Here is a 21,456-nt window from a genome sequence, read left to right on the forward strand (position 1 = left end):
CAACACAATGAGCACTAGCGCAGCACAAGAGAAGAGCGCCGAAAGCGGCGAGTACAGCATTCTCGACAGCATCATCGCCGAAACCCGTCTGACTCCGGACGACGAAGCCTACGACATCGCCAAGCGTGGCGTGTCGGCGTTCATCGAAGAACTGCTCAAGCCGCAGAACAACGGTGAGCCGGTCAAGAAGGCCATGGTTGACCGCATGATCGCCGAGATCGATGCCAAGCTCAGCCGTCAGATGGACGAGATCCTGCACCACCCGGACTTCCAGGCTCTGGAATCGTCGTGGCGTGGCCTGCAGTTGCTGGTCGACCGCACCAACTTCCGCGAAAACATCAAGATCGAAATCCTCAACGTCTCCAAAGAAGACCTGCTGGACGATTTCGAAGACTCGCCGGAAGTCATGCAGTCGGGCCTGTACAAGCACATCTACACCGCTGAATACGGCCAGTTCGGTGGTCAGCCGGTGGGCGCGATCATCGCCAACTACTTCATGTCCCCAAGCTCGCCGGACGTGAAACTGATGCAGTACGTGGCCAGCGTTTCGTGCATGTCCCACGCGCCGTTCATCGCCGCGGCCGGCCCGAAATTCTTCGGTCTGGAAAGCTTCACCGGCCTGCCGGATCTGAAAGATCTGAAAGACCACTTCGAAGGCCCGCAATTCGCCAAATGGCAGAGCTTCCGTACTTCGGAAGACTCCCGTTACGTCGGTCTGACCGTGCCGCGTTTCCTGCTGCGTAACCCGTACGATCCGGAAGAAAACCCGGTGAAATCGTTCGTGTACAAGGAAACCGTCGCCAACAGCCACGAGCACTACCTGTGGGGCAACACCGCTTTCGCGTTCGGCACCAAGCTGACCGACAGCTTCGCCAAATTCCGCTGGTGCCCGAACATCATCGGCCCACAGAGCGGTGGCGCAGTTGAAGACCTGCCGCTGCACCACTTCGAAAGCATGGGCGAAATCGAAACCAAGATCCCTACCGAGGTTCTGGTCTCCGACCGTCGTGAATACGAACTGGCCGAGGAAGGCTTCATCTCCCTGACCATGCGCAAAGGCTCCGACAACGCGGCGTTCTTCTCCGCCAGCTCGGTGCAGAAGCCGAAGTTCTTCGGCATCAGCGCAGAAGGCAAGGCGGCAGAGCTGAACTACAAGCTCGGCACCCAACTGCCGTACATGATGATCGTCAACCGCCTGGCTCACTACCTGAAAGTGCTGCAGCGCGAGCAACTCGGTTCGTGGAAAGAACGTACCGACCTCGAGCTGGAACTGAACAAGTGGATCCGCCAGTACGTGGCCGACCAGGAAAACCCGAGCGCCGAAGTCCGTGGCCGTCGTCCGCTGCGCGCTGCGCAAGTGATCGTCAGCGACGTTGAAGGCGAGCCGGGCTGGTACCGCGTCAGCTTGAACGTGCGTCCGCACTTCAAGTACATGGGTGCCGATTTCACCCTGTCGCTGGTTGGCAAGCTGGACAAAGAGTAAGAGCAGCTCATGGACGGATACGGCAGCCTTTTCGAACGCCTCAACGGCGATGCGGAACTACGCAAGGGCAGGAGCCTCGAGGCTTCTGCCATGGCGTCGGTGGCTGCCCATCTGGCCAAAATGCTCAGCACCCGGGCGGGCAGCGTGCAAACGCTGTCCGACTACGGGTTGCCCGATCTCAATGACATGCGCCTGAGCCTGCACGACTCCCTGAGTCAGGCCCGCCTGGCCATCGAAAGCTTCATCGAAGCCTACGAACCGCGCCTGAGCAACGTGCGTGTCATTTCCCTGCCGCGTGACCACGACCAACTGCGGCTGGCCTTCAGCATCGAAGGCCTGCTGGAAGTCGAGGGTTTCAAGCGTCAGGTCAGTTTTTCCGCGCGCCTGGATGGCAGCGGTCAAGTGAAGGTCACCTAAGGAGATTCCCGATGTCTGGCAAACCCGCAGCACGCGTATCCGACCCCACCGCTTGCCCACTTCCAGGCCACGGTACCAACCCGATCGCCGCCGGTTCCGGCGACGTGTTCTTCGACGGCCTCGCGGCCGCCCGCCAAGGCGATGCCTCGGCGTGTGGTGGTGCGTTGGTCGGCGATCTGGCGACTACGGTTTTGATCAATGGCAAACCGGCCGCCACAGTCGGCTCCGTTGGCTCTCACGGGAACAAGGTCACGGCAGGTTCCGGGACGGTGATCATCGGGAATTCGCATTCGCCAGCGCCATTTTCGGGGCTAGCCGCTATAGCGGTTGTCGCGGCGCTGGATTACCGACTGAGTTTGCAGTCCGGTGGCAACTCGGTAATGACGCCGCTGGAAATTCCAGACTTCGACGAGCTGAAATCAGGAACATCGAAAAACCGTGAGTTGGTCGATTTCGTCGTCGAGAACCGCATGGACGCAGCTGACAGTGTGAAGCTGGAAGTGCTGGACGGCGAAAAGCCGGTCTACGCCGAAGCCAACACTGCGCCGTTCCTGCCGCCAGGCAAGCATCCCTGGCAATGGGACGGCTACGACACGGCCGGCATCCTCGACACCAAAATCCTCAAAAGCCCAAACCTCAAGGTACGTCTGACCGCGACCGGAGCAGGCAAGCAGCAAGTCACCGAAGTGAAGCTCGCTTGTTCGGCCGAAGAGGTGAAGTGGGTCGATGTGCGTATCGATCGTAATGCCAAGACCGTGGAAGTGACCCTGCGCCCGAGCTTCTCGGATGGTGGCAGCAGTGGTTCCACGCCTGGCCTGGTGCCTACGCCATTCAGCACTCTGCTGGGTTGGGCCAAGGAAGGCATCGAACTGTATTGGTCTCGCAATGGTTCGCGCGGCGGTGGTATTGCAGAAGGCATCACGACCAGCAAAGGGCTCTACAAAGTCACGGTCAAGGCCGACGTCAATGTCGAGCCCAAGGCCGGGAACTTCCCGTTGATTGATTCGTTGTCAGCGGACTTCGGTCGTTCGACCAGCCTGGCGATTGCCCGCAAGGTTTACCACAACGCTGGCTATGCCTTTGACCAGCTCGTCAAGCGTCAGGGCCTCACGGCTGCGGATGCTGCCAACTACGCCCAGGAAGAGTTCAAAGAGACTTCGGCGCATGAATTCGGGCATCTGATTCTCAACGAATACGGTGGCGGGCTGATCCCGAATTACTCGTGGACGCACAAGGAAACGTCAACGTTGATGCAGAACCCCAAGGCCAACCACCCGACACCGAGCACGGGTGAGGTGGATGTCATGCATTACTTCAGCAGCTACACCCAGTCGGCCGCCAACCTGCAGAAGCGCATGGCCGCTTCCGAACAAGACGTGAAGAGCTTGCTTTGGCTGGCCAGGGTTGAATTCGATGACTAGGTTCGCCGGTTTCATCCTGCTGTTTGTCTCCCTGTACGGCTGCGCCGCGCAGCAGGTCTACAACAACCATGTGTACATGGAAAACCGTTGTGGCCAGCCACTGGAGATCAAGGTCTCCAACAGCTCGAACATGCATTCACTGGAGCGCAACCTTACCGTTGCAGCAGGCGCACGCGCGCTCGTGGCGAGTTTTGCTTCTTACGGTGAAGACGTGATCGAACAGATCCCGAGCAATTATCAACTGACCCTCCACGATGCCGCGGGTAGCAAGACCCTGGACGCCGCTCAGTTGAAACAACACCTGGCTGCCGTCGAGAAAGTCACTGAAGGCACGCAGCGCGAGTGGACAATCAGCGAGGCATCGGTTTGTCCATGAAACTGCCAAAGACGATTTTGACGATGAGATGGGTAAGTTTCTTCGCGTACTTCTTTTCGCTGACTGCATGCGCTGCGCAGCAGGTCTATCGCAATGATGTTTACCTGCTGAACACTTGTGGAGTACCACTGGAGCTGACGCTGGCGAACGACTCCAACTATGCCGATCAGCCACGCAGTTTCACGTTAAACCCGAACCAGCGCAGTTCCATCGGCAACTACCAGTCATTCGGTGAAGACGTATCCGGTCAGATCAGCGACCAGTACAGCCTGTCGATCAAAAGCCAGAACGCGACTAAGTCCATCGACGCGCAGACCTTGCGAAATGCAGTAGCGAGCATCGAAAAAACTGAAGAAAAAGCGGTCCGTTCCTGGACGGTCGATACCGGGGCTTTCTGCCCATGAAGCATTTGTTCGGGTGGGCTCGATGAAACTCAAAGCCTGGCAATGTCTCATCGCTTTTCTCGGCTCGGTCGGTTTGCTGACGATTGTGGTCGGCTTGACGCTGCTGGTGCGAATGCAAAGCTCGACCGAACCAAAGCTGTTCGCGCATCCCAACGCGCTGTGGGTTGGAGCCGAGGATGGCGGGGTGTTCGTCGAGATTACCAAGCAAGAAGCGCCGGATCACGCTGTGGAGGTTCGCCGATGACCGACTCATCAAGCGAGATGCTCGTCCTCAGTCGCGCGCAACTCAGCTTCTTCATGGCTGCATTGTGGCTGCCACTGCTGGCGGTGTTGGCGTTTACTTCCTATGACCAGTGGAATGGCGAGTATTTAACGCCCGAGTCGTCCGGGATTTATTGGCAGTACCTGTTGTGGTGGGGAATCCCCGGGCTTCTTGGTTTCTCGCTGTGGATGTCCCGATCGGCGCAGCGCCGCAACGAGCAGCAGGCATTGCGAATGGTTTGGTTGGCGCCGGTGAAGTTCATCCCGTTCTATGCCGTGCCGTGGATGCTGTATGGCTTGCTCAGTCTGGTCGTCGGTCAGCTCAGTGATGCCTACATGGCGTACGGCTGGATCACGATTGTGCCGTTCCTGCTGATTGGCGGTTATGTCTGTGCCGGCGTGACGGTCGCGCTCTACAGGATATTTTTTTGATGAGTTCCACTACCAGGCAGGTAACCCGTGTCCTTTAACCACTACTACCAAAGCGAACTCACCGCACTGCGCCAACTCGGTCGCCGTTTCGCCGAGCGTAGTCCGGCGTTGGCGCCGTTCCTGGGCCAGGCCGGGCGGGATCCGGATGTGGAGCGGTTGCTGGAAGGCTTTGCGTTCCTCACCGGGCGGCTGCGGCAGAAGCTCGATGACGAGCTGCCGGAGCTCAGCCACTCGCTGATGCAGTTGTTGTGGCCGAACTACATGCGCCCGCTGCCGGCGTTCAGCATTTTGCAGTTCGATCCGTTGAAGCGTTCCGGGCCGGCGCTGTTGGTCGAGCGCGATACGCCGATTGAAAGCAAGCCGATCGAAGACGTGCGTTGCCGTTTCCGCACCTGCTACCCGACCGAAGTGCTGCCTCTGGATCTGGCCGCGCTGAACTACTCGGTGAAGGGCGACGGTTCGCTGCTCAGCCTGCGTCTGGAGATGAGCGCCGACGGCCACCTCGGTGAGCTGGAGCTGAGCAAACTGCGCCTGCACTTTGCCGGCGAACGCTACATCAGCCAGATGCTCTACCTGAGCCTGCTGCGCAACCTGGAAGGCATCGAGCTGATCCCGCTCGACGGCGCCGGCAAGCCAATCGATGGCGTGGCCGGCAAACCGATGGCGTTCAAGATTCCGGGTGACCGGGTCAAGCCAGTGGGCTTTGCCGAAGAAGAAGCGTTGATCCCGTATCCGCTGAACACCTTCCGTGGCTATCGCTACCTGCAGGAATACTTCGCCTTCCAGGACAAGTTCCTGTTCGTCGACGTCAACGGTCTGGACATTCTCAAGGCGCTGCCGGAAGACACCCTCAAGCAGATGCGCGGCCTGGAGTTGCGTTTCGATATCCGCAAGAGCGGGATCATGCGCATGCGTCCGACGCTGGATAACGTGAAGCTGTTCTGCACGCCGATAGCCAATCTGTTCGCGCACGACGCACTGCCGATCCGCCTCGACGGCAAACAGGATGAATACCTGCTGCTGCCGGCGGAATACGATCTGGAAAACTGCGGCGTGTTCTCGGTGGAAACCGTCACCGGCTGGAAACCCGGCGGCCTCGGTTATCAGGAGTACGTGCCGTTCGAATCCTTCGAGCATGACCCGAGTTTCGACGTGCCCAACAGCCGTCCGCATTACAGCATCCGCCAGCGTTCGTCGTTGCTGCATGACGGCCTCGACACCTACCTGAGCTTCGGTATCCGCCACACCGAAGCCCACGAAACCCTGTCGATCGAGCTGATGTGCACCAACCAGAACCTGCCGCGCAAGCTCAAGCTCGGCGACATCTGCATGGCCTGCGAAGAGACCCCGGAGTTCTTGAGTTTCCGCAACATCACCCCGGCCACTTCGAGTTTCGCGCCGCCGCTGAACCGTGACTTCCTGTGGAAGCTGATCAGCAACATGTCGCTCAACTATCTGTCGCTGGCCGATGTCAACGCGTTGAAGGTGATTCTCGAAACCTACGACCTGCCGCGCTACTACGACCAGCACGCGGAGAAGGTCAGCAAACGCCTGCTCGGCGGCCTCAAGCACATCAAGCACCACCACGTCGACCGGCTGCACCGTGGCTTGCCGGTGCGCGGTCTGCGCACCGAACTGACCATCGACCCGGAAGGGTATATCGGCGAAGGCGACCTGTTCGTTTTCGCTTCGGTTCTTAACGAGTTTTTCGCGCTTTACGCCAGTCTCAATTCGTACCACGAGCTGCGGGTAAAAAGCACACAGGGAGAGGTGTACCAATGGACACCACGTATGGGCCTGCAGCCCCTGCTTTAAGCGGGCTGACCAAGGTAATACGCGAGTACTCGCTGTTTCAGGCCGTGCTGCTGGTGATCGACCGGCTGCGCGAGGCGCACCCGTACCTGAGCGAAGACGATCTGTACGATCAGGTGGAGTTCCAGGCCAACCCGAGCCTGGGCTTTCCGCGCAGCGACGTCGATCGCGTGGAGTTTTTCGAAGAGCACGGGCAGATGCGCGCGCGCATGCGTTTCAACCTGATCGGGCTGGTCGGCTCCGGTTCGCCGCTGCCGGCGTTCTACGGCGAACAGGCCTTGGGCGACAGCGAGGACGGCAACCCGACGCGCAACTTCCTCGACCTGTTCCACCATCGCCTGCAACGGCTGATGCTGCCGATCTGGCGCAAGTATCGCTATCGCGCCAGCTTCCAGAGTGGCGCGATCGACCCGTTCTCGTCGCAGCTGTTCGCACTGATCGGTCTGGGTGGCGACGAGATCCGCAAGGCCAAGGAACTGAACTGGAAACGCCTGCTGCCGTACCTCGGTTTGCTCAGCTTGCGCGCGCACTCCGCAGCGCTGATCGAAGCCGTGCTGCGTTACTACTTCAAGCACGAAGACCTGGTCATCGAGCAGTGCATCGAGCGTCGCGTGGAGATCCTCGACGAGCAGCGCAACCGCCTCGGTCGTGCCAACAGCCTGCTCGGTGAAGACCTGGTGCTGGGCGAGCAGGTGCGCGACCGCAGCGGCAAATTCCGCATTCACATCACCGAACTCGACTGGGAGCGATTCCACGAATTCCTGCCGATCGGTTTCGGTTACCAGCCGCTGTGCGCGCTGGTGCGGTTCACCTTGCGTGACCCGCTCGATTACGACATTCGCCTGGTGCTGCGCCCGGAAGAAATCCGCGAACTGCGCATTGGTGAGAAGAACGACTGTCGCCTGGGGTGGACCAGTTGGCTGGGCTGCGAAAAAGCAGACGGCGTGGTCACCCTGGGCAGCAAAATTCATTAAGGACGTGAGCCATGATCAACGTAGACCTGCAACAACTCATCCAGGCGCTGGACGCCGAAACCCGTCGCGACCTGGAGCGTTCGGCTGAACGTTGCGTGGCCCGTGGCGGCAGCAAGATCCTCGTCGAAGACCTGCTGCTGGGTCTGCTGGAACGGCAGAATGGCTTGCTGTCCCGCGCTTTGCAGGATGCCGATGTCGACGCCGGTGAACTGAGCGCCGCGCTGCAATCTCGCGTTGAACACAGCGCCTCGCGCAACCCGGTGTTCGCCCCGGAACTGGTGCAGTGGCTGCAAGACGCGCTGCTGGTGGCCAACCTCGAACTGGGCCAGACCCAAGTCGAAGACGCCGCGTTGATCCTCGCGCTGCTGCGCAACCCGATGCGCTACGCCGGCAGCCGTTACCAGCCGCTGCTCGCCAAACTGAACATCGATCGCCTGAAGGAATTTGCCCTGTCGCAACAGGAGCAACCGGCCGCCAACGGCAAGCCGGCGGCGCAGGGCGAGTCGCTGCTGCAGCGCTTCACGCACAACCTGACCCAACAGGCCCGCGACGGCAAACTCGACCCGGTGCTGTGCCGCGATGGCGCGATCCGGCAGATGGTCGACATCCTCGCCCGTCGCCGCAAAAACAACCCGATCGTGGTCGGTGAGGCCGGTGTCGGTAAAACCGCCATCGTTGAGGGCCTGGCCTCGCGCATCGCTGCTGGTGAAGTGCCGCAGGTGCTCAAGGGCGTCGAGCTGTTGTCGCTGGACATGGGCCTGCTGCAGGCCGGCGCCAGCGTCAAAGGTGAATTCGAGCGTCGTCTCAAAGGCGTGATCGACGAGGTCAAAGCCTCGCCGAAACCGATCATCCTGTTCATCGACGAAGCCCACACCCTGATCGGCGCGGGCGGCAATGCCGGTGGTTCCGACGCGGCCAACCTGCTGAAACCGGCACTGGCCCGTGGCGAACTGCGCACCATCGCCGCCACCACCTGGGCCGAGTACAAGAAATACTTCGAGAAGGACCCGGCGCTGGCCCGTCGCTTCCAACCGGTGCAACTGCACGAACCGACCGTCAGCGAAGCGGTGACCATTCTCCGTGGTCTGGCGCAGGTCTACGAGAAGAGCCACGGCATCTACCTGCGGGATGACGCGGTGGTCTCCGCTGCTGAGCTGTCCGCCCGCTATCTGGCCGGTCGCCAACTGCCGGACAAAGCCGTCGACGTCCTCGACACCGCGTGTGCCCGCGTGCGCATCAGCCTCGCCGCCGCCCCGGAAAGCCTCGAACGCCTGCGTGGCGAACTGGCCGAAGGTGGCCGTCAACGTCAGGCTCTGCGCCGCGATGCCGAGGCTGGTCTGCTGATTGACCACGAAGCGCTGGATGCGTTGGAAGCGCGACTGGACGAAGCCGAAAGCGAAATGGTCGCGCTGGAAAGTCTATGGACCGAGCAGAAACAACTGGCCGAGCGTCTGCTGGAACTGCGTCAGCAACTGGCCAAGGCCCGCGAAGCTGCCGCCGTCGAGCCGACCGTCAGCGTTGAAGAAGACGCCGAAGGCACGGTGATCGAAACCCTCGTTGCCGAGGTCGAGGAAGGCCAGAGCGTCGAAGCGCTGGAGGCCGAGCTGAATAAGACCCACAGCGCCCTGACCGCTGCGCAGGTCAAGGAGCGTCTGGTCAGCTTCGAAGTCTGCCCGCGTCTGGTGGCCGAAGTGATCAGCGCCTGGACCGGCGTGCCCCTGGCGCAACTGGCCCGCGAACACAACGCCAAGGTCGCGAGTTTCGCCACCGACCTGCGCACGCGTATCCGTGGTCAGGAACAAGCCGTGCACGCTCTGGATCGCTCGATGCGCGCAACCGCCGCTGGCCTGAACAAACCGGACGCGCCGGTCGGCGTATTCCTGCTGGTCGGCCCGAGCGGCGTCGGCAAGACCGAAACCGCGCTGGCCCTGGCTGACCTGCTGTACGGCGGTGACCGTTTCATCACCACCATCAACATGTCCGAATTCCAGGAGAAGCACACCGTCTCGCGTCTGATCGGTGCGCCACCGGGCTACGTCGGTTATGGCGAGGGCGGCATGCTCACCGAAGCGGTGCGCCAGAAGCCGTATTCGGTGGTGCTGCTCGATGAAGTCGAGAAGGCCGATCCGGACGTACTCAACCTGTTCTACCAAATCTTCGACAAGGGCGTGGCGAACGACGGCGAAGGTCGCGAAATCGATTTCCGCAACACTTTGATCCTGATGACCTCGAACCTGGGCAGCGACAAGATCAGCGACCTCTGCGAAGACGGCGCCCGCCCGACCGCCGAGCTGCTGGAAGAGACCATTCGCCCGGTGCTGAGCAAACACTTCAAACCGGCGCTGCTGGCGCGGATGAAAGTGGTGCCGTACTACCCGGTCGGCGGCCCGGTGCTGCGCGAGCTGATCGAGATCAAGCTCGGTCGTCTCGGCGAGCGCCTCAACCGTCGTCAGCTGGATTTCAGCTGGTGCCAGAACCTCGTCGATCACCTGTCCGAGCGCTGCACGCAAAGCGAAAGCGGCGCGCGCCTGATCGACCATCTGCTCGACCAGCACGTGCTGCCGCTGGTAGCCGATCGTTTGCTCGATGCGATGGCCACCGGTGAAAGTCTCAAGCGTGTGCATGCCACGCTCGACGGCAACGCCAGCGTGACGTGCGAGTTCGCCTGAGGTGGGTGTGATGTTCACTCAAGTGCCGCAGCCACTGGTCTATGCCGAAGCCTTGCTGGCGCAGTTCGCCAGCCTGTCGCGCGCGGCGGAAGGTGCTGCGCTGCTGGGTGACTTCGTGCGTGGTCTGGCCGAGCTGAGCGGTTGCGAATTGACCCAGCTGTACCTGCTCGACGCCACCCACACCTGCCTGGGGATGAACGCCGAATGCCTCGACGGCGCGCTGCAACCGCGCGCCGCCACCAGCCTGCCGGCGGACTACAACGGTGAGCAACTGCTGCAGTTCGCTCTGTGCCAGAACCGCGTGGTGTGCCTGGATGATCTGGGTGCCAGCCTGCACGAAACCAGTTTCCTGCCGGCCACCGCCGGAGCCTGGCAATCGCTGCTGTGCGTGCCGCTGGTCAATCAGCAGAAGGCGGTAGAAGGCCTGTTGCTGTGCGCCAGTCGCCGTCACGTTGACCTGCAGGGTTTTGCCGATTCCCTCGGCCAGCTCGGCTCGTTCGTCCTTGGTCAGTTGCACTTGCTGCAACGCCTGCGTCAGCCGGTCGGGGTCGAGACGCCAGTGAGTCGTAGCGTGCCGAGTCTCAACGGCTATGGCCTGATCGGCAAGAGCGCGGCGATGCGTCAGACCCACTCGCTGATCAGCAAAGTCCTGCACAGCCCGTACACCGTGCTGTTGCGCGGCGAGACCGGCACCGGCAAGGAAGTGGTGGCGCGGGCGATTCACGATTGCGGTCCCCGTCGCTCCCAGGCGTTCATCGTGCAGAACTGCGCGGCGTTCCCGGAAAACCTGCTGGAAAGCGAGCTGTTCGGCTACCGCAAGGGCGCCTTCACTGGCGCTGATCGCGACCGCGCCGGACTGTTCGATGCGGCCAACGGCGGCACCTTGTTGCTCGATGAAATCGGTGACATGCCGCTGTCGCTGCAGGCGAAGATTCTGCGGGTGTTGCAGGAAGGCGAGATCCGCCCGCTGGGTTCCAACGACACGCACAAGATCGACGTGCGCATCATCGCCGCGACGCACCGCGACCTGGCGGTGCTGGTCAGCGAAGGCAAGTTCCGCGAGGACTTGTACTACCGCCTGGCACAGTTCCCGATCGAACTGCCGGCCCTGCGTCAGCGCGAAGGCGACATCCTTGATCTGGCCCGGCACTTCGCCGACAAGGCCTGTGCTTACCTGCAGCGCGACCCGGTGCGCTGGTCTGACGCGGCGCTTGAGCACCTGTCCGGTTACACCTTCCCCGGCAACGTGCGGGAACTCAAGGCACTGGTCGAGCGCGCGGTGCTGTTGTGCGAGGGCGGCGAATTGCTGGCCGAGCATTTCTCCCTGCGCATGGAGCCGATGCCCGAAGACCACAGCGGCCTGAACCTGCGCGAACGCCTGGAGAAAGTCGAACGCACGTTGTTGCTCGACTGCCTGCGCAAGAACGACGGCAACCAGACCCTCGCTGCCCGCGAACTGGGCCTGCCGCGCCGCACGCTGCTCTACCGCCTCGGGCGCCTGAATATCAACCTGGGTGACTTCGATGGTTGATCTGCAGAAGTGTCCTGAATCGGAATATTCCCCTGTGGCGAGGGAGCTTGCTCCCGCTCGGCTGCGCAGCAGTCGCAACCCGATGAACTCGGTTTCCCTGAGGCACCGCAGTGTCTGGTTTTGGGGCTGCTGCGCACCCCGGCGGGAGCAAGCTCCCTCGCCACAAATTGCTCATTTGCCACAAGAGGTACTTGTACCTCGCTGGTCTGGCTCAAGGCCCCGATGTAGAGCCTTCGAGACCACCCAAAGAATTAATTTCAGCGCCGCCCGCAAGGGTCGGCGCTTTGTGCTTTGTCTACCCCTGGAGACCCTCTGATGTCTGTTCGTCACTGGCACGCTGTCCTGCTGACCCTCGTCGTTCTATGCGGCCTTGGCGGCTGTAGCGGCAATTACAAATTCAACGACAACGACTATCGCCCGTTGGGTGATCCGCAAGCGGTCAATCGCGGCAAGTGACCGCAAGGAGCATCAAACATGGAATTGGTTTTCGAAATGCTGAACACCAAGCAGTTCGTGCCCACCGAGTTGTGCCAGAAGACCTTCAAACAGGCTGGCGGCGTGATCGGGCGGGGCGAGGACTGCGACTGGATCATTCCTGATCGCAAGCGTCATCTGTCCAATCACCACGCGATTGTCAGCTACCGCGAGGGCACGTTTTTCCTCACCGACACCAGCAGCAACGGTGTCCAGGACGGCGACAGCGGCGCACGCCTGCACAAGGGCGAACCGGTGCGCATCGAGCACGGCAGCACCTACGTGCTCGGTGACTTCGAGATTCGTGCGCGGCTGGTGCGTGACCCGGCGACCTTCGACGGTGAAGTCGGCCGTCCGCGTGCCGCTGGCAGCATCATTCCGGACGACGCCTTCCTCGATCTTGATCCGCTGAACGCGATTGAACAGCAAGAGCGCGTCTATTCGGAAATCGACGAACTGTTGGCCCCGACCGCCAAGCCCGAGGACTCCCGTCAGCGCGCCGACTATGCGCGCATCGACATGGAAAGCCTGATGGTGCCGGAGCTGATCGCCCCGGTTGAGCCCGAGCCAGCTCCGGCCCCGAAGGTCGTCGAGCGGCAGAGCGAGGGTTTCTGGGAGCATTTCGGCGCGGCGCTGGGCGTTGACGTCAAAGGCCTGGATCACGACGCCCGCGAAGCGCTGGCACTCAACGCCGCACGCCTGCTGCGGCAGAGCATCGGCGGTTTGCAGCAGAGCCTGCGCACCCGTTCGGAGCTGAAAAACGAACTGCGTCTGGCCCAGACCACCGTGCAAGGCACCAACAAGAACCCGCTGAAATTCGCCGTCGATCCGAGCGAAGCGCTGGAGATTCTGTTGCAGCCGCACAAGCCCGGGCACTTGCCAGCCGAGCAGGCGATCTCCCGTGCGTTCCGCGATCTGCAAGCGCATCAGGTCGCGCTGCTCACCGCCAGCCGCGCCGCCGTGCGCGGCACCCTGGAGCACTTCTCGCCGGAGCAACTGACCCTGCGTTTCGAGCGCGACAACAAGCCGTTGATCGCCACGTCGGGCGGGCGCTGGAGAGCGTTCGGCCGTTACCACCAGGCCCTGCGTCAGGACGATGACTGGAGCGAGCGCCTGCTGGCCCGCGATTTCGCCCAGGCCTACGAAGAACAGATCCGCCTGATCTCCACCCTCCACACCGACCACCAAGGATGATGCGCATGTCTCGCCGCTCGACCGCTTTTTTCAAGACGCTGACTGCGCTCACCGTACTGGTGCTGCTCGCCGGTTGCTCGTCGCTGTCGCCGTACTCGAAAGTGACCAAAGTCAATCTGAAGCTGACCGGCAGCGATCAGCTCAACCCGGACCTCAACGGTCGTCCGTCGCCGATCGTCGTGCGCCTGTTCGAACTCAAGCACCCGGTGACGTTCGAGAACGCTGATTTCTTCAGCCTCTACGAGCGCGCCAAGGAGTCCCTCAATCCGGATCTGGTGGCCAGCGAAGAACTCGAACTGCGCCCGGGTGAGACCGTGGAAATGAAGCTCAGCGTGGAGGAGGGCAGCCGCTACGTCGGCGTTCTTGCCGCCTACCGTGATCTGCCGGAAACCAAGTGGCGCTACACCGTGCAGGTCACGCCGCTGGAACTGACCGATGCCGATCTGACCCTGGATCAGGCCGGTATCCGCAACACCCATGAAGCGCTCGCCAAGGCGGATGACTGAACATGAATACCCATAAAGTCATTTGGCAGGAAGGCATGCTGCTGCGGCCGCAGCACTTCCAGCACAACGATCGCTATTACGATCACCAGATGAAAACCCGCACCCAGTTGCTGGGTGGCTACACCTGGGGTTTCCTCAATCTGGAGATCGACCTGCAGTTCCTCAACATGGGCAAACTGGTGATCAGTGCCGCCTCTGGGATCCTGCCGGACGGCAGCCTGTTCGAACTCGGCGGCAACACCGAGCCGCTGGCGCTGGACGTGCCGCCAAACACCGGCAACACGCCGATTTACCTGGCGCTGCCGTTGGTCACCGGTAACCACATCGAAGCGCGCCGTCCGGAGCAGTCCGACGTGCTGGCGCGGTACACCGCGTATGACGCCGAAGTGGCTGACTCCAACGCCGGCGACGATTCCGCCAGCCAGGTCAGCTGTGGCCGCCCGGACTTCAAGCTGTTGCTCGGCGAGCAGCAGAGCGCTCAGGCCTATGTGAAGCTGAAGATCTGCGACGTGCTCGACACCACGCCGGACGGCGTGATCAGCCTCGATCCGGATTTCGTACCGACCTACATTCAGGCCCACGCTTCCAGTTATCTGCTGTCGTGCCTGAAAGAAGTCATCAGCATGCTCAACCACCGTGGCGACACGATTGCCGAGCGGATCCGCTCCAACGGCAAGGTCGGCGGCGCGGAAGTCGGTGACTTCATGATGCTGCAACTGATCAACCGTACCGAACTGCTGCTGCGCCACTACCTCGGTCTGGAGCAGGTGCATCCGGAAGAGTTGTATCGCACGCTGCTGACCATGCTTGGCGATCTGGCGACCTTTTCCAGCGACAGCAAGCGCCCGCGTCTGGACAGCCGCTATTCCCACGCCGATCAGGGCGCGAGCTTCCGCAAACTGATGGAAGCGATTCGTCAGGTGCTGTCGATGGTGCTGGAACAGCACGCTATCGAACTGATCCTGCAGGCGCGTCAGTACGGGATCATCGTTTCGCCGTTGCACGACCACAAACTGCTCGGCTCGGCGTCGTTCGTGCTGGCGGCAAGTGCCAACTGCGACTCCGAAGAACTGCGCCACCGCTTGCCGGCGCACCTCAAGGTCGGCCCGGTGGAGCGCATCCGCCAACTGGTCAACCTGCACCTGCCGGGGATCAAGGTCAAACCGTTGCCGGTGGCCCCGCGGCAGATCGCGTTCCACTCGAACAAAACCTACTTCATCCTCGAACTCAGTTCCGAAGACCTGGCGCAACTCGAGCGCTCTGGCGGCTTCGCGTTCCACGTGTCCGGCGAATTCGCCGAGCTTGAACTGAAATTCTGGGCCATCAGGAACTGACCGACATGATCAAGGAAACGGATTACAACCAGGACGACAAAACCGTCCTGCTCGATCGTCAGGGCCACGGACCGGCAGCCAGTCCGCTGACCGACTTCGCCGCGCCGCCGCGCTTCGAGCAACTGGAAGAACGGATGATCTACGCCGCGCGCCTGCGCCCGGCGGAGGCGTTCAACATCAGCCTCAATTCGCTGGTGGCGGCGTCGTCCGAACTGCTCTCGGAAGTGGTGCGCCTCAAGCACAGCGAAACCCGCGAAGACCTCTACGCGCTCAACGAGCGCCTGACCGCCGGGCTCAAGCTGTTTGAAGTGCGCGCGTTGCACAACGGTGCCGAAAGCAGTCAGGTGATGGCCGCCCGTTACGTGCTCTGCACCGTGGTCGACGAAGCTGTCGTGACCACACCGTGGGGCAACGAAAGCGAGTGGTCGCAGATGAGCCTGCTCAGCAGCTTCCACAACGAGACGTTCGGTGGCGAGAAGTTCTTTCAGCTGCTTGATCGGCTGTCGAAGAACCCGGTCAAACACCTGCCAATGCTCGAGCTGATGTACCTGTGCCTGTCCCTCGGTTTCGAGGGCAAGTACCGCGTGCAGGCGCGTGGCATGCTCGAACTTGAAGGCATCCGCGACGCCCTGTACCGGCAGATCCGCCAGTTGCGTGGCGACGTGCCGCGCGAGTTGTCGCCGCACTGGGAAGGCCTCAACGATCAGCGCCGCAACCTGGTGCGCATCGTGCCGGCGTGGATGGTGGTGCTGTTCACTGTCGTCTGCCTGGTGGTGATGTATTCGGGCTTCGCCTGGGTTCTGGGCGAGCAGCGCGACACCGTTCTGCAACCCTATCAGCCGATCGATCCGGCCGCGGTTCAACCGCAGTCGCAGCCGTAACAGGGACGTGTGATGAAAAAGTTTTTCAAGAAAGTCGGCGCCTTCCTGCGCAAGACCTGGGTCTGGACCTTGCTGCTGGTGCTGTTCGTGGCATTGCTGGTGTGGTTCGTCGGCCCGTTGTTGGCGGTGGATGACTACAAGTTCTGGGAGAGCGCGACCTCGCGCCTGCTGACCATCAGCGTGCTCTTCCTGATCTGGGGCCTGACCATGGTCTTCGTCAGCTGGCGCGCGGGTATCCGCAAAAAAGCCGTCGAAGAAACCGAAGACGGTCAGGATCGCATTCGTCGTGACGAACTGATCGAAGAAGAGCAGAAAGAGTTGAAGGCGCGCTTCAAGGACGCGCTGAAAACCCTGAAGACTTCGAGCCTGTATCGCGGGCGCAGCGAACGCTGGCGCAACGACTTGCCGTGGTACCTGCTGATCGGTCCGCAGGCTTCCGGCAAGACCAGCCTGCTGGACTTCTCCGGGCTGGAATTCCCGATCAACAAGATCGACCGCAAGCTGACCCGCGACACCCTCGGCACCCGTCATTGCGACTGGTACTTCGCCGACCACGGTGTGCTGATCGACACCGCCGGGCGCTATACAACGCAGCCAGACGCGGAAGTCGACGGCAGTGCCTGGACCACCTTGCTCGAACTGTTGCGCAAGCGTCGTCGCGGGCGTCCGTTGAACGGCGTGCTGGTGACCATTCCGGTGGAATCCCTCACCGGTGGCAGCGAGCAGGACATCGACACCCTGGCGCGCCAGGTGCGCGGTCGTCTGCAAGACGTCTATCAGAAACTGCACGTCGATGTGCCGGTGTATCTGGTGCTGAGCAAGGCGGACAAGCTGCTCGGTTTCGACGAATTCTTCGATCAACTGACCCGCGAAGAAAGCGATCAGGTGCTGGGGACCAGTTTCCGCAAGGATCAGGTCGGCACCGACGTCGCGGTACTGCGCAGCGAGTTCGAAGAGCTGCTGCGTCGCCTGAACAATCAGGTGATCATGCGCATGCACTCCGAGCGCGATACCCAGCGCCGTGGCCGCATCCTCGACTTCCCGCATCAACTGGGGCAGATCGGCGAGCGCCTGTGCCTGTTCGTCGACCTGGCGTTCACCGGCAACCGCTACCAGCGTGCGACGCTGTTGCGTGGTTTCTACCTGACCAGCGCTCCGCATCTGACGCAGGAAATGGACGCGACCACCGCCGGCATCGGCGCCAACCTGGGCATGAATGCCGGTGTGCTGCCGACCCTGCGCAGCGGCCGTTCGCGCTTCATCCATCATCTGCTCAGCCGGGTGATCTTCCCCGAGTCGGATCTGGCCGGTCTGGACAAGCGCGAGCGCAGCCGCATTCATTGGGGCCAGCGTGCGTTGTACGTCGGTGCACTGGCGGCACTGGCCCTGTTCGGCATGCTCTGGGCCGGTGGTTTCTCGGCCAACTACGAACGTCTGGAAAACCTGCGCACCTTGGCCCAGAACTGGACTCAGCAACGTTCGGCGCTAACCCCGCGTGATGATGCGATGGGCGTGCTGAAAACCCTCGACACCAGCTACGCCGCGACTCAGGTGTTCCCGAAGAAGGGCGACGTCTCGTACCACGAGCGTGGCGGTCTGTATCAGGGCGAAGACGTCAATCCGATGGTCAGGCAAGCCTACGAGCATGAGCTCGAAGCGCAATTGCTGCCACGGGTAGCGACGATGCTCGAAGGGCAGATCCGCGCCAACATGAAGGACCGCGACAAGCTGCTCAACAGCCTGCGTGCGTACCTGATGCTGAACATGAAAGACCGTCGTGACGCCGCGTGGCTCAAGGACTGGGTCGCCACTGACTGGTCACAGCGCTACACCGGCAACACCGCGGTGCAGAATGGTCTGAACACCCACCTCGAGCGTCTGCTGAAGCAGCCGTTCATCTACCCGCTGAACGATCAACTGGTGACTCAGGCACGTCAGGTGCTGCGCGCCGAATCGCTGGCCACCGTGGTCTACCGCATGCTCCGCGAGCAGGCACGCAACCTGCCGGAATACCGTTTCAGCCAACACCTTGGCCCGCAGGGCTCGCTGTTCATCGGCACCGAATACGTGATCCCGGGGTTCTACACCCAGCAGGGTTATCAGCAGTATTTCTCGGTGCAGGGCTCGGCGCTGGTCACCGACATCCTGCGTGACAACTGGGTGCTGGGCGAAGGCGCGGGCATCAGCGACATGGACTTGCGTCGCCTGATGGTCGAACTGGAGCAACTGTACTTCCGTGACTACGCCAATTACTGGAGCGAAGCTGTTGGCCAGGTGGCCTTGCCGCCGATCAGCGACGCCGGTGAAGGCGCCGAGCAACTGGCGGGCCTGACGTCGGCCAACTCGCCGGTGCTGGCATTGCTCACTGAAGTGCGCGAGAACACGCGCTTCCCGGCTGCTGCCGATCCGGTGGATGAAGCCGGTGATGCTGCCGATGCACTGGCAGGGCAGAAAGGCAAACTGGGCAAGGTCGGCAAACTGGCCTCGGCTGTCGCCGACAAGGCTTCGGCGCTGAACGTGGCGAAGAGCCTGCCGGACACCGCGAAGAAATCCCTGCAACGTCGCTTCGAGCCGCTGCATCGTTTGCTCGATGACAACAACGGCCCGGCCGCTGACCTGACCCCGGCCCTCACCGCGCTCAACGACCTGCAACTGCAACTGTCCGGTCTGGCCCGTTCCAGCACGCCGGAACAGGCCGCGTTCGAAATGGCGAAAACCCGCATGAGCGGCCAGCGTGATGCGCTGACCAACCTGCGTGCGGCCTCGGGTCGCCTGCCGCGTCCGCTGAGCGTGTGGTTCAACGTGCTGGCCGAGGACTCGTGGCGCCTGGTGCTCAACGACGCTTACCAATACCTGAACGGCCGTTATCAGAACGAGTTGTACAGCGTGTATGGCAAAACCATCAGCAAGCGTTATCCGTTCAGCGCCAGCAGCACCAGCGACGTGGCGATCAGCGACTTCCGCGAGTTCTTCCGCGCTCAAGGCACCGTCGACCGCTTCTTCGACAGCTACATGCGTCCGTTCGTCAGCGGTGATCCGGGCAACTACCGGATGCGCAGCGTCGACGGTCACAGCCTGCCGGTATCGAAGATGTACCTCGACCAGATGGCGGCGGCGCTGACGATTCGCCAGAGCTTCTTCTCGATCAACCCGGCCGAGCCGACCGTGCAGTTCAAACTGGAACCGTACACCCTCGATCCGGCGGTGAGCCGTTCCGAGTTCAAGTTCGGTGACAAGACCATCGAGTACCGTCACGGACCGATTGTGCCGGTGTCGTTCAAGTGGCCGACCGATGCTGAAGACGGTCGCACCAGTCTGGTGATGGACAAGATGGCGGGGCGTCCGATCGGTATCGAGAAGAACTCCGGCCCATGGTCGCTGTTCCGTCTGTTCGACCTGATGCAGACCGAGTACCTGACCGGTCGCGACGTGCTGGTGCTGAAAGCCGACGTGGGTGGCCTGCGCGCCAACTACCTGCTGACCAGCCAGCGCACGCCGAACCCGTTCGACATGGGCGTGCTGCGCACCTTCCGTATGCCGGTGCAGCTCTGATGCTGGTGGCCAGTCCCTGGCGCAGTGCGGCGCGTACCGACCCGGGCAAGGTGCGGGCGCGCAACGAAGATGCCTTCCTCGATAATCCACAGCAGGGGCTGTGGGTGGTCGCGGACGGCATGGGCGGTCATCAGGGTGGCGACATCGCCAGCCAGTTGATCGTCGCCAGCCTGGCTGAGCTGCCGCAGCACGAGGACTTCGACGAACGCCTCAAGGCCATCCGCCAGTGCCTGCACTGGCTGAACCGGCGCCTGGGGCAGGAGTTGACGGTCACCGCCGGACGCCACGACAGCATCATGGGCAGCACCGTCGTGGCGCTGTTGGTGGAAGGCAGTCGCGCGGCCTGCATCTGGGCCGGCGACAGCCGTTGCTACATGTGGCGTGGGCAGCGGCTGTATCAGCTGTCCAAAGACCATTCGCTGCAACAGCAACTGATCGACGAACAGCAAATGAGCGTCGAACAGGCGGCAGCGCACCCGGCGGCTCAGGCCTTGACCCGAGCCGTCGGCGCCGCTGAACAGCTGACCCTGGATGTCCTCGAACTCGAGGTCTATCCGGGCGATGCGTTTTTGCTGTGCAGCGATGGTTTGTATCAGGGCCTGAGCAGCGATGCCCTCGGCAACGCCCTCAGCCTCAGCGCGCCACACGTGGCGCTGGAACGCCTGTTCGACGGCGCCCTGCGTGGCGCTGCCCGGGACAACCTGACTGCCGTGGTGATCCGCCAATGACTGAAATCGAATCCTCAGTCGATGACTTGCTGATGAGCGAAGAGCAGGCCAGCAACCTGACCTACTTCGCCTTCGCCAAGGCAAACAACGCCGAGCCGTTGTTGGCGCCGACCAAGGCCAGCATCGGTGCATTGCCGGACGTACTCGCCGGCCGCTACCACCTCGAGCGTCTGCTCGGGGCGGGCGGCATGGGTGCGGTTTACAGGGCGCGAGATCTGCTGCAAGAACAGTTCGGCGATCCCGACCCTTACATTGCGCTGAAAATCCTCAGCGAAGAATTTGCCGAATCGCCGGACGCCAGTGCCTTGCTCTACAGCGAGTTCGCCCTGACCCGACGCCTGCGCCACGACAACGTCGTGCGTGCACACACCTTTGAAGTCGACACCGACTGCCAGCGGGCCTTCATCACCATGGAATACATGCGTGGCCTGACCCTGGACAAATTGCTCTGCGAGCGGCCCCTGGGCCTGCCGTGGAAAGAAACGCGCGACATCGCGCTGCCGCTGCTCGATACGCTGGCCTACGCCCACCGTCGCGGCGTGCTGCACGGTGACATGAAACCGAGCAATGTCATGCTCAGCGAAGACGGCCTGCGCCTGTTCGACTTCGGTCTCGGCCAGGCAGACGAGGGCGTGTTGCCCGGCCTGCCGCACCTGAGCCGCGAGCGCTTCAACGCCTGGACCCCGGGCTACGCCGCCCCCGAACTGCTTGAGGGCCAACCGTTGTCGGCCAGCGCGGACGTGTACGGCGTGGCCTGCGTGATCTATGAACTGGCGAGCGGCAAACACCCGTTCCGCCGCTTGCCCTCGACCCAGGCCCGCGACGAGCACCTGGAGCGCGAGCTGCAAGCCCCGGCGAACTTACCGAAACACGGCTGGCCAGCGCTGCGAACCGCGCTGAGCTTCAACGCGGCAGAACGCACCATCACTGCCCAACAATTGCGTGACGCCTTGGGCGCCACTTCGTCCTGGCTGCAACGGTTGCGACTTCGGGCGTAACGGACGACA

18 protein-coding genes and 1 pseudogene are annotated in these 21,456 nt (G+C 62.0%); all 19 read left to right on the plus strand.

Annotated features, from left to right (window positions below; all coding sequences use genetic code 11):
* The first annotated feature begins 7 nt into the window (after window positions 1-7).
* The 19 genes and pseudogenes from tssC (at window position 8) to JFU48_RS07780 (ending at window position 21,447) form a co-directional block, all read left to right on the plus strand.
* Complete coding sequence (tssC, locus tag JFU48_RS07690; RefSeq protein WP_003229584.1) at window positions 8-1,483, plus strand: type VI secretion system contractile sheath large subunit; 1,476 nt, start codon at window positions 8-10, stop codon at window positions 1,481-1,483.
* A 9-nt stretch (window positions 1,484-1,492) separates the two neighbouring features.
* Complete coding sequence (gene tssE / locus JFU48_RS07695; protein ID WP_003229582.1) at window positions 1,493-1,900, plus strand: type VI secretion system baseplate subunit TssE; 408 nt, start codon at window positions 1,493-1,495, stop codon at window positions 1,898-1,900.
* Window positions 1,901-1,911: 11 nt separating this feature from the next.
* Window positions 1,912-2,205, plus strand: a pseudogene (locus JFU48_RS30310) (PAAR domain-containing protein); the annotation flags it as partial.
* Between the two features lie 1,108 nt (window positions 2,206-3,313).
* On the plus strand, window positions 3,314-3,697 hold the full coding sequence (locus JFU48_RS07705; RefSeq protein WP_003229579.1) for a hypothetical protein: 384 nt from the start codon (window positions 3,314-3,316) through the stop codon (window positions 3,695-3,697).
* Window positions 3,694-4,101, plus strand: coding sequence for a hypothetical protein (locus JFU48_RS07710; RefSeq protein WP_201136226.1), 408 nt, complete (start codon window positions 3,694-3,696; stop codon window positions 4,099-4,101). The genes JFU48_RS07705 and JFU48_RS07710 overlap by 4 nt, the downstream gene beginning before the upstream one ends.
* Window positions 4,102-4,123: 22 nt before the next feature.
* Entirely contained in the window at window positions 4,124-4,345 is a 222-nt protein-coding gene (locus JFU48_RS07715) for a hypothetical protein (RefSeq protein ID WP_242486626.1), read from the plus strand.
* A complete protein-coding gene (locus JFU48_RS07720; protein ID WP_103483745.1) occupies window positions 4,342-4,794 on the plus strand; it encodes a hypothetical protein in 453 nt (150 codons plus the stop codon). Before JFU48_RS07715 ends, JFU48_RS07720 begins: the two co-directional genes overlap by 4 nt.
* Before the next feature lie 27 nt (window positions 4,795-4,821).
* Window positions 4,822-6,609 (plus strand): type VI secretion system baseplate subunit TssF, encoded by a 1,788-nt coding sequence (tssF, locus tag JFU48_RS07725; RefSeq protein ID WP_003229572.1) that lies wholly within the window; start codon window positions 4,822-4,824, stop codon window positions 6,607-6,609.
* Window positions 6,573-7,580 carry a type VI secretion system baseplate subunit TssG gene (gene tssG, locus JFU48_RS07730; RefSeq protein WP_003229570.1) on the plus strand — a complete coding sequence of 336 codons (1,008 nt, stop codon included), beginning with the start codon at window positions 6,573-6,575 and terminating at the stop codon, window positions 7,578-7,580. The genes tssF and tssG overlap by 37 nt, the downstream gene beginning before the upstream one ends.
* Before the next feature lie 11 nt (window positions 7,581-7,591).
* Window positions 7,592-10,249, plus strand: a complete 2,658-nt coding sequence (gene tssH / locus JFU48_RS07735) for a type VI secretion system ATPase TssH (RefSeq protein ID WP_103483744.1) — start codon at window positions 7,592-7,594, stop codon at window positions 10,247-10,249.
* Between the two features lie 10 nt (window positions 10,250-10,259).
* Window positions 10,260-11,780 (plus strand): sigma-54 interaction domain-containing protein, encoded by a 1,521-nt coding sequence (locus JFU48_RS07740; protein WP_201136227.1) that lies wholly within the window; start codon window positions 10,260-10,262, stop codon window positions 11,778-11,780.
* A 315-nt stretch (window positions 11,781-12,095) separates the two neighbouring features.
* Complete coding sequence (locus JFU48_RS07745; RefSeq protein ID WP_003229566.1) at window positions 12,096-12,236, plus strand: hypothetical protein; 141 nt, start codon at window positions 12,096-12,098, stop codon at window positions 12,234-12,236.
* Between the two features lie 18 nt (window positions 12,237-12,254).
* Window positions 12,255-13,448 carry a type VI secretion system-associated FHA domain protein TagH gene (gene tagH, locus JFU48_RS07750; RefSeq protein WP_003229565.1) on the plus strand — a complete coding sequence of 398 codons (1,194 nt, stop codon included), beginning with the start codon at window positions 12,255-12,257 and terminating at the stop codon, window positions 13,446-13,448.
* A 5-nt stretch (window positions 13,449-13,453) separates the two neighbouring features.
* On the plus strand, window positions 13,454-13,954 hold the full coding sequence (tssJ, locus tag JFU48_RS07755; protein ID WP_003229563.1) for a type VI secretion system lipoprotein TssJ: 501 nt from the start codon (window positions 13,454-13,456) through the stop codon (window positions 13,952-13,954).
* A 2-nt stretch (window positions 13,955-13,956) separates the two neighbouring features.
* Window positions 13,957-15,288, plus strand: a complete 1,332-nt coding sequence (tssK, locus tag JFU48_RS07760) for a type VI secretion system baseplate subunit TssK (RefSeq protein ID WP_201136228.1) — start codon at window positions 13,957-13,959, stop codon at window positions 15,286-15,288.
* 5 nt (window positions 15,289-15,293) lie between these two features.
* A complete protein-coding gene (gene icmH, locus JFU48_RS07765) occupies window positions 15,294-16,169 on the plus strand; it encodes a type IVB secretion system protein IcmH/DotU (RefSeq protein WP_103483741.1) in 876 nt (291 codons plus the stop codon).
* A gap of 12 nt (window positions 16,170-16,181) precedes the next feature.
* Window positions 16,182-19,721 (plus strand): type VI secretion system membrane subunit TssM, encoded by a 3,540-nt coding sequence (tssM, locus tag JFU48_RS07770; RefSeq protein WP_201136229.1) that lies wholly within the window; start codon window positions 16,182-16,184, stop codon window positions 19,719-19,721.
* Complete coding sequence (locus JFU48_RS07775; RefSeq protein WP_201136230.1) at window positions 19,721-20,449, plus strand: PP2C family protein-serine/threonine phosphatase; 729 nt, start codon at window positions 19,721-19,723, stop codon at window positions 20,447-20,449. The genes tssM and JFU48_RS07775 overlap by 1 nt, the downstream gene beginning before the upstream one ends.
* A complete protein-coding gene (locus tag JFU48_RS07780) occupies window positions 20,446-21,447 on the plus strand; it encodes a serine/threonine-protein kinase (protein ID WP_201136231.1) in 1,002 nt (333 codons plus the stop codon). Before JFU48_RS07775 ends, JFU48_RS07780 begins: the two co-directional genes overlap by 4 nt.
* The last annotated feature ends 9 nt before the right edge of the window (window positions 21,448-21,456 follow it).

This window comes from Pseudomonas sp. TH49, assembly GCF_016650625.1.
GTDB lineage: Bacteria > Pseudomonadota > Gammaproteobacteria > Pseudomonadales > Pseudomonadaceae > Aquipseudomonas > Aquipseudomonas fluorescens_H.